This is a genomic window from Bacteroides sp. An19 (genome assembly GCF_002160215.1).
In the GTDB taxonomy this organism is placed as follows: domain Bacteria; phylum Bacteroidota; class Bacteroidia; order Bacteroidales; family Bacteroidaceae; genus Phocaeicola; species Phocaeicola intestinalis.
This window is the reverse complement of the sequence record NZ_NFKD01000060.1, coordinates 13,947-28,056: the sequence shown is the minus strand read 5'-3', so window position 1 is coordinate 28,056 and position 14,110 is coordinate 13,947. Positions and strand designations below refer to the sequence as shown.

The following is a 14,110-nucleotide window of genomic DNA, read 5'->3' as shown; positions in this document are numbered from 1 at the left end:
CTAACTCCCGTCAAGGCACGGAAACTTTTGCTGTTGTCTTTATGGTCGTGGTAATTCATGTTGCAAAGGTACGCGTATGCGCGATATATAACAAATCTAAATTACATAAACTCTATTATTAATTATCTCGAATCTGTCCATCTCCTTCTATCAACCACTTGTAAGTGGTAATCTCGCGCAAGCCCATCGGTCCGCGGGCATGGAGCTTCTGCGTACTGATGCCAATCTCAGCCCCTAACCCGAACTGGGCGCCATCGGTGAACGATGTGGGTGCATTGACGTACACACATGCCGCATCTACCATGCGCTGGAAATAAGCAGCAGCGGCTTTATCCTCCGTCACAATGCATTCGCTATGCTTCGAACTATAGGTATCGATGTGGGCAAGTGCTTCCTCTATACCCGACACGGTACGGACAGCCATTTTATAATCCATATATTCCGTGCCATAACTTTCCGGCGAGGCAGGACAAAGCAATGCGGCGGGATAATGCCCTTCGAGTGCCTGACAGGCAGGTCCGTCCGCATACAAAATCACCTGCGATGCCTGCAGGGGCGCACACAGTTCAGGCAAGTCCGCCAGACGTTCCCGGTGCACCAGCAAGCAATCCAAGGCATTGCATACGCTTACCCGGCGTGTCTTGGCATTATTCACGATAGCAGCACCTTTTTTCAAGTCACCCGCTACATCAAAATACGTATGGCACACACCTGCCCCTGTCTCGATAACCGGCACGGTGGCTTCACGGCGCACATAGTCTATCAATCCTTTGCTCCCGCGAGGAATAATCAAGTCGACCAGCCCTTCGGCATGAAGCAGTTCCGCCGTAGCCTCCCGCTCCACCGGAAGGAGTTCCACGAGATGTGCATCCAGGTTAAACCGTTGCAACACTTCGTGAATCAAAGATACGATGGCACGGTTCGAGCAATCCGCGTCATGCCCGCCTTTCAATACGCAAGCGCTTCCGCTCTTGAAACACAGCGAGAACACATCAAAGCTCACATTGGGACGCGCTTCATAGATAATGCCGATGACCCCGAAAGGCACACTCACCTTTTTCAGGCGCAATCCGTTAGGACGCACCGTTTCTTCCAATATCCTGCCCAATGGAGAAGGCAGCGAAGCCACATTCATCATATCCGAAGCGATGCCTCTCAAACGTTCGGGAGTCAACTTCAAACGGTCATATTTCGGGTCACTCTCATTCATGCGCCGCAAGTCTTCGGCATTCGCCTTCAACAAGTCATCAGTCTGCCTGATAATAGCTTCCGATACAGCCCGCAGCACTTCATTGATACGTTTTTCTTCCAGCAGAGGCAACATACGCGATGCTTGTCTCACTTTCTGTAAGGTGTCGGTAATATTCATACACTTATTCCTTTTTACACATTCAAGTCCTTTTTATCCACACAAATGTAAGATTCTTTCGATGAATCCGATACTTTTTTGCCCATTAATTTCCTCTTTTCATAAAACTTTCCTATCTTTGGTTATAGATAAACTAAAAATATACAGTTATGGAAGCAAAATCGTATGGTTCATTAGTAGAAGTCTACAGAGGTGGTCTGTGGGAAGCCGAACTGATAAAAGGATTATTGGAATCAGCAGGCGTATCAGCAATGTTGAAAGACGAAACTCTTTCCGCCGTAACCTCACCTTATTCCGGAATAGGAGGAGAAGTATTGGTTATGGTGAATAAGGAAGAAGAAGTATATGCACGAAAAGTAGTAGAACGGAGACAGGTATGAAAACAATTGCCGTGGCATTTCTTCTTATCATCACACTTGCCATAAGTGGCGTAAGTGCCGAGAGTTTACAACCTGCTGCATGGCAAGCCTACGGGATTGCCTTCCAGGCACCCGCAGGCTATACCGTAGAAGACGACTCGGAAGAAGGTTACATCATCAGCACCCCCACTTATTTCATCACAGTGCAACTGCTCGACGGTGAAGGCATTCAACGTTCAGAAATAGCACAGGAACTGAAAAACGTTGCGACAGATGACGAAGTGACCCAGCAAAGCCCTACCGTCGATTTCGAACTTCCGCAATTCTACGGAGTGTTCCTACGCGGAAATTGTGAAAGCGACCAATGTCTGTACAGTTACCTGCTCACCAAAGAAGACACGAGCGGCTTCTATGTTTCTATTGTATACACCGACCCTGCCGACCCACTTCCTGAAACCATACTGAAAAGTTTTACCCTTGAAGAATAACCCTCATAAGAAAATGAAAATATCATTCCCTTTCGGATTGTCTGCGACTGCTCTTTTTCTGGCACTGGTTGCCTGTACCCTATCCTTATGGGCACAAACCTCCGAAAAGCCATCCTCTTCTGCCACATTGTCCAACAGTTGCATCGAAGTGCCACAAAGCATGACCTTCTGTGGCGAAACCATCTCGCTTGCCCGCTTTGACCGCCGCGAACGTATGGACCGCGAACTGCTAGCCTTTTCATATATGCACAGTACCACTTTGCAGATGATTAAACGCGCCAACCGCTACTTTCCCATTGTAGAATCGATCCTGCGCGAAAACGGCGTACCCGATGATTTCAAATACCTGATGTCTATTGAAAGCAACAACAATCCACTGGCACGTTCAGTTGCCGGCGCAGCAGGTCTATGGCAATTTATGCCCGCCACAGGACGCGAATTCGGACTGGAAGTAGACCATTCAGTCGATGAGCGCTACCACGTAGAGAAATCTACCCGTGCCGCCTGCCGCTATCTGAAACAAGCTTATGCACGTTTCGGAAGCTGGATAAGTGTAGCTGCGTCCTACAATGCCGGACAAGGACGTATCGCGCGTGAGCTCGACCGGCAATACGAAGAAGATGCCCTTGACCTCCAACTGGTTGAAGAAACTGCCCGCTATGTTTACCGCATCCTTGCAGCCAAAATGCTGTTTGCCGACCCCACCCGTTTTGGTTTCCGCTTGCACGCATCCGATCTCTATCCTCCCATCCCTTACCGTGAAATCAAAGTAGAAGAAACCATCGAGGACTTGCCCCGTTTCGCCAAGAGCCAAGGCATCACATACGCCCTGCTGCGCACGATGAATCCCTGGCTCCGCTCACGTACCCTGCACGTTCACGGCTCGAAAACGTACTACCTCCGCATCCCTGACAAAGAAAGAATGTACTACAATCCGCGTGTCACCTTCCCGCACGACCCGAAATGGGTAGTAGAATAAGCTTTCTTCCTACTTGAAATGCAAGCCTCAAATGGCTGATATATTTCCGCGGCATTCATTTATGTATTTTGTATATGCCACAGGATAGAGAGGATGTGCACTCTACGGAAGCGGTACGAAATGTGCTGAGCAATGCACAAATCCATACCGCGCATGGTATAACTCCCAGCCCGGTGGCCGATAACTTCTGCCAACTCCTTTTCAATCCTGATTAGCAGGATGCAAAAAAGCCGCTCCTCCATCACGAAGGGGCGGCTCACATTTATAGTTATAGGTGTATAAAGTTTTTATGCTTTTTACAAGCAATGATTATTGAGCCAACTTGCCGTCTGAGCCCAATACGTTAACGATTTTGTGTTTGTACATCTTTTCCATTTCGTCACGAGCCGGGCCCAAATATTTACGCGGGTCGAATTCAGCCGGTTTTTCGAACAATACCTTACGAACAGCAGCTGTCATGGCAAGACGAGAGTCAGAATCGATGTTAATCTTGCAAACTGCAGATTTAGCAGCCTTACGCAATTCGTCTTCAGGAATACCGATAGCAGCTTCCAGCTTGCCTCCGTACTTATTAATCATGTCTACATATTCCTGAGGAACTGAAGATGATCCGTGCAATACGATGGGGAAGCCCGGAAGTTTTTCCATTACAGCATCCAATACGTCGAATGCCAAAGGAGGAGGAACCAGACGACCTGTCTTCGGATCTACGTGGCATTGTTCGGGTTTGAACTTGTATGCACCGTGAGAAGTACCGATAGAGATAGCCAACGAGTCGCAACCTGTACGGCTAGAGAAGTCGATAACTTCTTCAGGGTTAGTATAAGTATGGTGTTCTGCAGAAACTTCATCTTCTACACCAGCCAATACACCCAGTTCACCTTCTACAGTTACATCATATTGATGAGCGTATTCAACGACTTTCTTAGTCAAAGCAACGTTTTCTTCGTAAGGCAGGTGAGAACCGTCAATCATCACTGAAGAGAAACCGAGGTCTACGCAAGACTTGCAGAGTTCGAAAGAATCTCCGTGGTCGAGGTGAAGAACGATTTCAGGATGTTCGCAACCCAATTCTTTAGCAAATGCTACAGCACCTTCAGCCATGTAACGAAGCAAGGTCTGGTTTGCATAGTTACGCGCACCTTTAGAAACCTGCAGGATAACCGGAGATTTTGTTTCTACCGAAGCTTTGATGATAGCCTGCAGCTGCTCCATATTGTTGAAGTTGAATGCAGGGATAGCGTATCCACCTTTAATTGCTCTAGCAAACATCTCTCTGGTGTTTACCAAGCCTAAGTCTTTGTAATTAACCATTGTTGTACGTTTTATAATTGTTAGTGAAATTAATTCCATTGCAAATGTAAAAAGAAATGTGGCAAATCCACCACATTCTTCCCGAAAAAACAATCCATGTTAAGGTGTTTTATTAAAATTCACACGTTTTTTTTAAGAATCAGCAAGGATGCAAAGTGAAGGTAGCAAAAACAACAAACGGCTGACAACCAAACACCCTGCCCCCATTTGAAGAATAAAAAACAAAGAAAGCATTGTTTATTTCCGGTTTTCATCTCCTTAATCAAGAAATCTGCGAATTCTCTCGTGAAAAAACATCCAAAACTTTTTCTATTTCAAAGAAAAGCCGTATCTTTGCAACCCGAAACAAACCATTACACAACAATGTCCGAAAAGAGAATCGGATGTTACCAACAAAACATTGAATAATAACAATAAAAAGTATATACTGAAATGAAAAAAGGCATTCATCCTGAAAACTACCGTCCGGTAGTATTTAAAGACATGTCAAATGGCGACATGTTCTTGTCACGTTCAACTTGTGCAACCAAAGACACAATCGAATTCGAAGGCGAAACTTATCCTTTGGTAAAGTTGGAAATCTCCAGTTCTTCTCACCCGTTCTATACAGGTAAATCAAAATTGGTTGATACCGCAGGACGTGTAGACAAGTTCATGAACCGTTACAACCGCATTAAGAAATAAAATTTCGTATTTTGTTCCATAACAAGACCGGGCATCCTGCATTCCAGCAACGATGCCCGGTCTTGTTTTATTTATCCATTGTCCTTTTCCCGGATTTCCACGCGGCGGATTTTCCCGCTGATAGTCTTAGGCAATTCTTCGACAAATTCTATCACACGCGGATATTTATAAGGAGCGGTTACCCGCTTCACATGATCCTGAAGTTCCTTTATCAAGTCGGGACCGGCTTTTGCCTTATAATCTTTTGCCAATACAATGGTAGCCTTCACCACCTGACCGCGGATTTCATCAGGCACTCCCGTTATGGCACACTCTACTACGGCTGGATGGGTCATCAGGGCACTTTCCACTTCGAACGGACCGATGCGATACCCCGAACTCTTGATGACATCATCGGCACGTCCTACAAACCAATAGTAACCATCTTCGTCACGCCAAGCCACATCACCGGTGTAATATACTCCATCGTGCCAAGCCTCACGGGTCAGTTCGGGCGCACGATAATATTCCTTAAACAACCCCAGCGGTTTGCCTTTGTCGGTACGTATCACAATTTGTCCTTGTTCGCCATCCTCGGCAGAGCGGCCGTCAGGTTTCAACAGGTCTATCTGATATTGAGGATTAGGCACGCCCATGCTTCCCGGCTTGGGTTCCATCCACGGGAAAGTGGCAAGTGTCAAGGTAGTTTCGGTCTGTCCAAAGCCTTCCATCAAGCGGATGCCGGTTATCTTCAGGAAGGTTTCGTAAACCGAATAGTTCAACGCCTCACCCGCCGTGGTACAATACTCCAATGAAGACAAGTCGTATTTGCTCAAGTCCTCACGGATAAGGAAGCGGTAAATGGTGGGAGGTGCACAAAGTGAAGTGATGTGATAATCGTGAATCTTCTTCAGAATATCAGAAGGTGTAAACTTCTCGTGGTCGTAGACGAAAATGTTAGCCCCTGCTATCATCTGCCCATACAGTTTTCCCCATACAGCCTTGCCCCAGCCTGTATCGGCAATGGTAAAATGCAGGCTGTCTTCGTGCAGGTTATGCCAGAAGCTCGCCGTAGTGATATGTCCCAAAGGATAGGTGAAATCGTGTGCCACCATCTTCGGTTCGCCGGTAGTGCCCGAGGTGAAGTACATCAACATGATGTCATTGTTGGTGTTTACATTCGCGGGACGTGTGAAAGGTGCAGCATTTTCGATGCCTTTATGAAAATCCTCAAATCCTTCGGGATACTCAGGACCTACGCTGACCAGCTTTTCTACGCTGGGTGACTGAGGCATTGCATCTACGATATGTTTCAGAATCACTCCTTCACCCGCAGCTACAATCATTTTGATAGTAGCTGCCTGACACCGATAGACAATGTCTTTCTTCGTCAGCAGGTGGGTAGCGGGGATCGCCACAGCTCCTATCTTGTGCAAAGCGATAATCGAGAACCAGAACTCATAACGGCGTTTCAATATCAACATCACTTTGTCGCCCTTGCCTATTCCCAGACTCTGGAAATAAGAAGCGGTCATATCGGTATATTTCTTCAAATCGGCGTAAGTGAACTGGATACATTCGCCTTTGTCATTGGTCCACAACAGTGCATTCTTTTCCGGACGTTCTGCTGCCCAAGCATCCACGATGTCGTACCCGAAATTGAAATTCTCAGGCACATTTACTCTAAAATTCTTGATGAAATCCTCTTGCGAGGAGAAAGTTGTCTGACTTACAAATCTTTCTAACATACGTGTTTCGTTTTTTTCACCACAAAGAACACAGAGGCATACGGAGGAAAATTTAAAACCTCTGTGATACCCTGTGTCCCCTGTGGTGAATTTCCATTATATAAACCAATTTTATTGCATCACTACCGCAAGGAACTTCACGGTTTTTCCATCAAGCGCCAACATGCCGTGCGGCTTGCTTGAATCGAAATACAGGCTGTCACCCGGATTCAGTATCAGTTCTTTCCCATTGATGTTCAATAACAGGCGGCCTTCTATTACTAAGTTGAACTCTTGTCCTTCGTGTGTGTTAAAGTATACGGCAGTACCTTCGGGTTTAGGTTCTACCGTCACAATAAACGGGTCGGCTATCCTGTCCTTAAATCCCGAAGCGAGTGATTCATACTTATAAGCCTTGGTACGTTCTACCGAAACTCCTGTCCCTTTACGGGTAAGGAAATACGATTTCATCTTCGGCTCCTCACCAAACATCAGTTCATCTAGCGTAATGCCATATTTGTGGGCGATGCGTTGCAAAAGACTGACCGAGAGGTCGCTTTCTCCTGATTCAAGGGCACGGTATTCTTCAGCTGTCAGTTTACAGTCCGATGCCACTTCTTCCACGCTTAGCTCCAATGCGTCGCGCAATCCCCGCAAACGCTCGGCAATTTGTTTTATCTGTTCATCCATATCTATAATTCTGTTAGTTCTTGCCAAAATTACGAAAGATTTTGATAAGGAACGGCAGAAAATTGGAAAAATTATAAAAATAGTACGCCTTCAAGTCAAAAAGGCCTCTTACTCATTTCATTAGACAAAATGAGACACAATAACGGACAAAGTGAAAGCGACAAGTAACTCTTAGCACTTTGTCTGATATAAAGAATCAATAACTTTGCAAAAAATTAATATCTTATAACAATGTAGGCTTATGAATTTACGACTTCTTTTTTTATTGGCAACATGCTTTATGTTATCAACTGTACACGACATACAAGCACAAGTAGAACGAAACGCCATTTATAAAATAGGTATAGGGCACTTTAATTACACTCCGAAAGGAGAAAATGACAATGCCGGCAAAGTATTGAAAAATATCACTTCATCAATTATAAAAGGGAAAAATACCACCCAGCTGTCCGATTATGCCGATGATGTAAGGGCAAGTATCGCCAAAGGATTCGGGAATGTAGTCAGACTGCAGGTGATAGACGGGAAAACATTTCAAAACGAAAAACTTCAAGACAAAAATCTTCTTTACACAGACGGAACCATTGTCAGCATCAGTGCTACATCCAACGGTCCTTCGCTTAAAGAACGGAAAAGGCTGAAAAATTCAGCGTTTACACCTTATACGAATGTGGAAGCCAACATAAGCGTAACCGTTAATGTAAAGAATGCATATACCGGTGTGATGGAAGACAGCCGTACTTTCAATGCCAGTGGTTCTGATACAGCCAGCGAAGACAAGGCGGTGACGGCAGCACTCAGTAACCTTTCCGGAATCATTGCCGGTTATTTCAATGCCAGGTATCCCGTCAATGCCACTATCATAGAGCGGGGTGAAATAAAAAAAGAAAAACAAAAAACGGTATACATTGATTTAGGCACTTCGCTGAGTGCTTACAAAGGCCAGCAGTTTGATGTCTATTCGGTAAAGGAGATTGCCGGGAAAGAGGCACGGATTGAAATCGGCCGTTTGAAAGTAGAAGAAGTACTGGGAGAGGAATTAAGCCTATGCAAAGTTACAAAAGGAGAGAAAGAAATAAAAACGGCATTAGATAACGGAAGCACATTAGTGGTTACCGTCAGAAGATGAGATTAATAATCCTAAAATAAAAAGTATGAAAACAAAGCAAAAAATTCAAAGAATGAAACAAATGATGCTTCTCATTTGTTGTTTGTTACCCATCTTTTCATCCTGTTCTTCGGATGAAAGCAGTACTGCAAATTTTACAGTGAGATACCAAGAACACTCTCCTTGGACCATAGACCCAGCCATTGTTGAAACCATCTTGGAATACCAAGACCAGCAACAGCTGATAAATAACTCTATCCCCATCACCATCGACCATGCCGAACTTACAGACGAAGATCTCAGGGATATGGCTATGCAGGCAGCCGGCCAAGCCATCCAAAACATGAAAAAATACGATTATAATCAGGTAATACGGGATGCCGGACTCAGTGTTTCTGAGCCTGTCACCTTAACAATCAGCTATCAAGTAGGACTTATAGGAAATTGGGGAGACGACATTATCTCTTACGTAAGTTTCCCATTAGAAATCAACCTTCAATAATCCATGCACACCGACCGGAATCCGGACGACTCTCTGTTTGTGTGATTTCATTCAAACTGAGAGTCGTTCTCTTTTCCGAATGCCTTCATATATTGTGCCGGAGTCATGCCGCAGACCTTATAGAAAGCACGGTAAAAAGTGCTATGACTGTTGAAACTTGCTTCTTTGGCTATCGCATCAAATGACAGGTTCGGTTTTTCTTTCATCAACTTTATCGCATATTCCACACGCAAACGATTCAGATAAGAACTCACATTATCTGCATTGGCATACTTACGGAGGTTACGCGGCAAATCGTTCTTATTGATATTGCTCAAGCTTATCAGTTCATCTCGGCCAAAATCGGGCTGGAGGAAAAGCTTGTCTTTCACTACGGCATATTCCATACGTAAAAAACGCCTGTTCTCCATCGAGATGTTATCTGCACAATCCGATACCGAGTCCGAAATTCCTGTTCCATCAGGTTGGCTTTCCTGATTTTTCCCTTTTTCATCCAACAATGCTTCAGGATTTCCACAACAAACCTTATGCAATTCTTCACGTTGTGCCAACAGTTCTTCGATTTGCTTTACAACTATGCGGTTTTTCCGACGGGTAATAGTCAGATTCCGGCAAGTAATCACTAAAAAGATTACCAAAAAGAACAATAAGCAACATAAACCACCCATCAGGAAATTGCGCTTCTGCACTTCAACCTGCGTATTTGCCAGTTGCAATTCTTTCTCATGCAAGCGGAAAACCGTAGCATACTCATGTGCCCGACTCGCCTGTTCACGGCTATAAATGCTATCGAGCAACACAGTAAGCCGTTGCTGGTAGGCATCCGCTTTCTCATAAAGTTTCAACCCACGATATGCCTGGGCAAAACGGTCTAATATCACACTATAATTATAGTTTAACGTATCATTGCCATTTCCTCCCTGCCGGTAAGCCAGCATATCAACCGTATTCAAACGCAGCACTTCCTCATATCGCCGCATCTCCAACAAGTATGGAACAATCTCACTGGCACCGAAAGGTGACTTTGACATTTCGGTCTGTTCAAAACGATTGTAATATTCAGCCGCTTCTTCCTTTTTACCTGCCTGTAAAAAAATGTATGCCATTTTCGAATAACAATACCCATATTGCTGGTCAATGTATCCGGCAGGCGGACCAGACATCTTGCTCATGCGACGTATCAATGCCTCACGCAGTTTGCCTATTTTAATGGCTTCCTCATAATTACCACTATCAATAAAGATTCCCATCATTCCACCATAAGCTGTAGAAAGGCGTGCCATGACACTTACATTTTTGGTATCTTCGATAAGACTTATGCCCTTCCGGTAAAATGTCAGAGCCTCATCCCTCCGCTCCATATTCCGGTGCATGCGTCCTAAATTAAAATATACGCTAGCCTCTTTATCCGGTCTATCCAATTGACGTGCCAGCTCCATCATCTGCTTTCCGAAACGGATAGCATCTTCGTTTTTCCCCTGTTCGACCAAAGTCGTAAGCAACATTGCCAGCACTCTCAGTTTCCGCATGGGAACCAACCGTATAGAGTCTTGAGCCAAAGCTTTCCGCGCAAATCTTTCCTCCAGCAGATATTCACCCCTTACCTCATAACACATGCTTCGCAACATGTCTATCTCGAAAGGCTGTAACCCTGGCACATGATGCTCTTCGATGGAATCCAACAGTTGTAATGTCTGGTTGGGTTCCTGCAAATGAATCCGTTGTATGTATTCAAAACTGATGACACTATCGGGCACCTCCGATACTGCCCAACATTGCCCCACTCCCAATAGGAAAAGGAATAAACAGATAATTTTCATGTCTCTAAAAACCACATTTTAATGGCAAATATAGATAAAAAAAGAATGCCTGCAAAAAACAAATGCATTTCATCCATACATTATCTGTCATTCCAGATACAAATAATCGTAATGCACCAGCGGACGTTTTCCATGTTTGCCCAACATCAGTCTGGCATCTGCCGAACTTACTCCGATACGCCCTACCCCTATCTGTATTCCTCCGGCATCCATAATCCTCACAATATCATCTTTTTCGAAATCTCCCTTGATGCATGTTACACCTACCGGCAGGATACTTACCGCCTTCTTGCCTTTTAATGCCTCTACAGCCTGAGCGTTTAAGTGCAACTCTCCCTTGGCGAACCCTTCACTATGGGCTATCCATTTCTTTACACTCGATACAGCTTCGGATGCAGGCACAAACCGTGTACAAACCGTGTCTTCGGGATACTCCAGCAAATCGGTCAAAATATTATCCCGTTTTCCATTGGCGATAATAACCGTGATACCCTCGTCTGCTACTTTACGGGCAATAGTGGTCTTGGTAAGCATACCACCCCGACCGAATCCGGATTTTTCGGTCTGTATATAGTCGGACAGATCTTTCCCTTGCTCTACTTCCCGTATCACCGAAGTGCCAGGCTCTGAAGGCGAACCATTGTAAATGCCATCGATGTTGCTCAGGATAATCAACGCCTGCGCATCAAGCATCGAAGCCACCAAGCCCGAAAGCTCATCGTTATCCGTAAACATCAGTTCGGTCACCGAAATGGTATCGTTTTCATTGACTATGGGAATCACTCCATTCTCCAGCATCACCTGCATGCAATGCCGTTGGTTCAGGTAATGCCGGCGTGTGCCAAAACTTTCTTTCGTGGTCAACACCTGCCCTACGGCTATGCCGTGCTCGCGGAACAGTTCATAATAACGGTTGATTAATTTGGCTTGCCCTACGGCCGAATACAGTTGCCGTTGGTCTACGCTGTCCAGCTTACGCGAAACCTTTATCTCACTCCGCCCCGAAGCGACTGCTCCTGAAGAGACCAGCACCACTTCCACTCCTGCCTTGTGCAACTCTGCTACCTGGTCGACCAGTGCCGACATACGGGTCACGTCCAGCGTTCCGTCTTTGCGTGCCAGCACATTACTCCCTATCTTTACCGTTATCCGACTGTATTGATATGCCATATTTCCCTATACCTTATGTTATATATACTTGATTCACCCTGGCCGCACCACAGACGACATAGATTCGTACCTTTCATTTCTGCCATCCACACTCCGGCAACAGGAATACAAAAGTATAAAATTTCCGTGGAATAACCTTGCACTTTTCAGCGGATTGAGCCAAGAAGGTTTCTTTTTTTCATTTTCCGATAGGCGGAAGGCGTTACTCTATACCTTCGCTTAAAGGCAGTTCCGGCACTCCAGCATTCCTTCGGCATATTCGCTTACCGCAAGGACGGCTAATCCACACAGCTGTACCGACATTCCATACGATATTCATCGAACAGAGGAGATAACAGTATCAGCTAGTTTCATAATATAGAAACTAAAGTTTAAGTGCAATGAAACTGTAGTTTTAATAATATGAAACTATGGTTTCAATGCTCTGGAACTACTGACACTTATAACTTCCTCTGGAAAGGCATACAGAAGACATCGGATTTTTATCTTATCGCGTAAAACAAAGCGGACGTCAAACGAAAAGCAATACACGGATTTTTAGTACAACCGGATACAAAATACAAAGGTTTTTATTAAGTTTGCAAACAAAAAACGTTATGAATCGAACTTCACGTACAAAAAAACCTATTCATATCAGACAAATCCTTTGGTTGCTCTTGCTACTGTTCTTCTGCTATTACGAGTTGTTTCCCCTGTCGGAAGCTGACACATTTTTCTTCCCGACCTTGTTTCTCCTCAGCTTGTGGTTCACCGCACAGCGCCGGCGCATACTCCCCCTTGCATGGCATAACGCACTTGCCTCTTTCCTGCATCCTCTCACGGTGCGCCTGCGTGTATTCCATATCTGGCAGATACGTGGCAATGTAGCTCCGCCACTGAACACTAAACCTTGCACGTGCAAGAATTGTGGCAATACGTTCACGGGCAACTACTGTCCGCGGTGCGGACAAAGCCGCAACACTCCGCGATATGTACTGAGAGGCATTGTGGGCAATATACTCCGAACCGTGTTCCGCGTAGACGGGAAGTTCGCCCATACCCTGCTGGAACTACTCTACCGTCCCGGACACATGATGCGCGACTTCATCCGTGGACGGCGCATAGGTTATACCCTCCCGCTGGCAATGGTATTCCTGATGACCGCCTTCTATACGCTCACCGCCCAGCTGATAATACCCGAAATACGGGAAAAGAAAGAAGAACAGACCGCAAAGAAAAACGATGTTCCACTCACAAAAGCAGAAACCCTGCAAGCTACCATCGACAAGCTGGAACTCGAAAAAGGACAGACAGACAATCCAGCCATGCAAAAGAGCCTTGAATTTTCCATCAGCGAAATAGAAAAGACACTAGCCGAAATACAACGCCAAGACTCCATTGCAGGCAAGCCCCAATCTAATGGCGACCTTGATGAAATATCGTCCTCCGTCTACACAAAAGTAGAAACATGGCTGGAAGATGTACCCTTTCTGGCGAATGTATGGAACCTGCTGAAACGATGGGGGCACGGCAACAAGGCTTTTCACATTCTTCTTACCCTGCCCTTGCTTGCCGTCGCCACCCGCTGGGCATTCTACCGGCGCAGGAAACCTGACATGTTCAACCTGATGGAACATATCCTCATACAGGCATACATCGCTACACAGATTTTGCTTATCAGTACCCTTGTAGTACCGTTCAATGGCACGGCACACGTAGACGACCTCTATGAAGTACCCTTCTGGTTCATCTTCCTCCTTTTCTGGTGGGACTATCACCAACTATACCTCTACACATGGTGGCGCAGCTTCTGGAAGACGGTCCTGATGTTCACTTACTGCCTGGTGATAGTGGTCATCCTCGCCATGACAGGTGTACTGTTGCTTTGCCTGATACAAGGAACCACCACGCTTCATTTGTAAATATGCAGGGAATTGTCTAC

General features: G+C 45.4%; 14 protein-coding genes. 8 read left to right on the top strand and 6 right to left on the bottom strand.

Annotation, left to right across the window (positions count from 1 at the left end; translation table 11 throughout):
- Positions 1–118: 118 nt before the first annotated feature.
- Entirely contained in the window at positions 119–1,369 is a 1,251-nt protein-coding gene (locus B5F25_RS16965) for a glutamate-5-semialdehyde dehydrogenase (RefSeq protein ID WP_087250953.1), read from the bottom strand.
- Positions 1,370–1,518: 149 nt separating this feature from the next.
- On the opposite strand from B5F25_RS16965, the gene B5F25_RS16960 reads away from it, so the two are divergent.
- The 4 genes from B5F25_RS16960 to B5F25_RS21955 all read left to right on the top strand — a co-directional run bounded on the left by B5F25_RS16960 (position 1,519) and on the right by B5F25_RS21955 (position 3,410).
- Positions 1,519–1,749, top strand: a complete 231-nt coding sequence (locus tag B5F25_RS16960) for a DUF2007-related protein (protein WP_022038814.1) — start codon at positions 1,519–1,521, stop codon at positions 1,747–1,749.
- On the top strand, positions 1,746–2,216 hold the full coding sequence (locus B5F25_RS16955) for a hypothetical protein (protein WP_087250950.1): 471 nt from the start codon (positions 1,746–1,748) through the stop codon (positions 2,214–2,216). Before B5F25_RS16960 ends, B5F25_RS16955 begins: the two co-directional genes overlap by 4 nt.
- Positions 2,217–2,229: 13 nt before the next feature.
- Positions 2,230–3,195, top strand: a complete 966-nt coding sequence (locus B5F25_RS16950) for a lytic transglycosylase domain-containing protein (RefSeq protein ID WP_087250959.1) — start codon at positions 2,230–2,232, stop codon at positions 3,193–3,195.
- 74 nt (positions 3,196–3,269) lie between these two features.
- Positions 3,270–3,410, top strand: coding sequence for a hypothetical protein (locus B5F25_RS21955; protein ID WP_162614446.1), 141 nt, complete (start codon positions 3,270–3,272; stop codon positions 3,408–3,410).
- 94 nt (positions 3,411–3,504) lie between these two features.
- Here B5F25_RS21955 and B5F25_RS16945 read toward each other — a convergent pair whose 3' ends face one another.
- Entirely contained in the window at positions 3,505–4,509 is a 1,005-nt protein-coding gene (locus B5F25_RS16945; RefSeq protein WP_087250948.1) for a class II fructose-bisphosphate aldolase, read from the bottom strand.
- 432 nt (positions 4,510–4,941) lie between these two features.
- Here B5F25_RS16945 and B5F25_RS16940 point away from each other — a divergent pair, with 432 nt between their 5' ends.
- Positions 4,942–5,193 carry a type B 50S ribosomal protein L31 gene (locus tag B5F25_RS16940; RefSeq protein ID WP_087250946.1) on the top strand — a complete coding sequence of 84 codons (252 nt, stop codon included), beginning with the start codon at positions 4,942–4,944 and terminating at the stop codon, positions 5,191–5,193.
- 71 nt (positions 5,194–5,264) lie between these two features.
- Here the strand turns inward: B5F25_RS16940 and B5F25_RS16935 are convergent, their stop codons facing one another.
- Both B5F25_RS16935 and B5F25_RS16930 read right to left on the bottom strand, forming a co-directional pair.
- Positions 5,265–6,920 (bottom strand): AMP-binding protein, encoded by a 1,656-nt coding sequence (locus B5F25_RS16935; RefSeq protein WP_087250944.1) that lies wholly within the window; start codon positions 6,918–6,920, stop codon positions 5,265–5,267.
- A 111-nt stretch (positions 6,921–7,031) separates the two neighbouring features.
- Positions 7,032–7,589 (bottom strand): cupin domain-containing protein, encoded by a 558-nt coding sequence (locus B5F25_RS16930; RefSeq protein WP_013617872.1) that lies wholly within the window; start codon positions 7,587–7,589, stop codon positions 7,032–7,034.
- 241 nt (positions 7,590–7,830) lie between these two features.
- Here B5F25_RS16930 and B5F25_RS16925 point away from each other — a divergent pair, with 241 nt between their 5' ends.
- Positions 7,831–8,718 (top strand): hypothetical protein, encoded by an 888-nt coding sequence (locus B5F25_RS16925; protein WP_022038820.1) that lies wholly within the window; start codon positions 7,831–7,833, stop codon positions 8,716–8,718.
- Between the two features lie 139 nt (positions 8,719–8,857).
- Positions 8,858–9,199 carry a hypothetical protein gene (locus B5F25_RS16920; protein WP_140406969.1) on the top strand — a complete coding sequence of 114 codons (342 nt, stop codon included), beginning with the start codon at positions 8,858–8,860 and terminating at the stop codon, positions 9,197–9,199.
- 47 nt (positions 9,200–9,246) lie between these two features.
- Here B5F25_RS16920 and B5F25_RS16915 read toward each other — a convergent pair whose 3' ends face one another.
- Positions 9,247–11,019: a helix-turn-helix domain-containing protein gene (locus tag B5F25_RS16915; RefSeq protein ID WP_087250939.1), complete on the bottom strand. Its 1,773-nt coding sequence runs from the start codon at positions 11,017–11,019 to the stop codon at positions 9,247–9,249.
- An 87-nt stretch (positions 11,020–11,106) separates the two neighbouring features.
- Positions 11,107–12,189: a glutamate 5-kinase gene (gene proB, locus B5F25_RS16910; protein WP_087250937.1), complete on the bottom strand. Its 1,083-nt coding sequence runs from the start codon at positions 12,187–12,189 to the stop codon at positions 11,107–11,109.
- A gap of 596 nt (positions 12,190–12,785) precedes the next feature.
- On the opposite strand from proB, the gene B5F25_RS16905 reads away from it, so the two are divergent.
- Positions 12,786–14,090 (top strand): DUF3667 domain-containing protein, encoded by a 1,305-nt coding sequence (locus B5F25_RS16905; RefSeq protein WP_087250934.1) that lies wholly within the window; start codon positions 12,786–12,788, stop codon positions 14,088–14,090.
- Positions 14,091–14,110 lie beyond the last annotated feature (20 nt).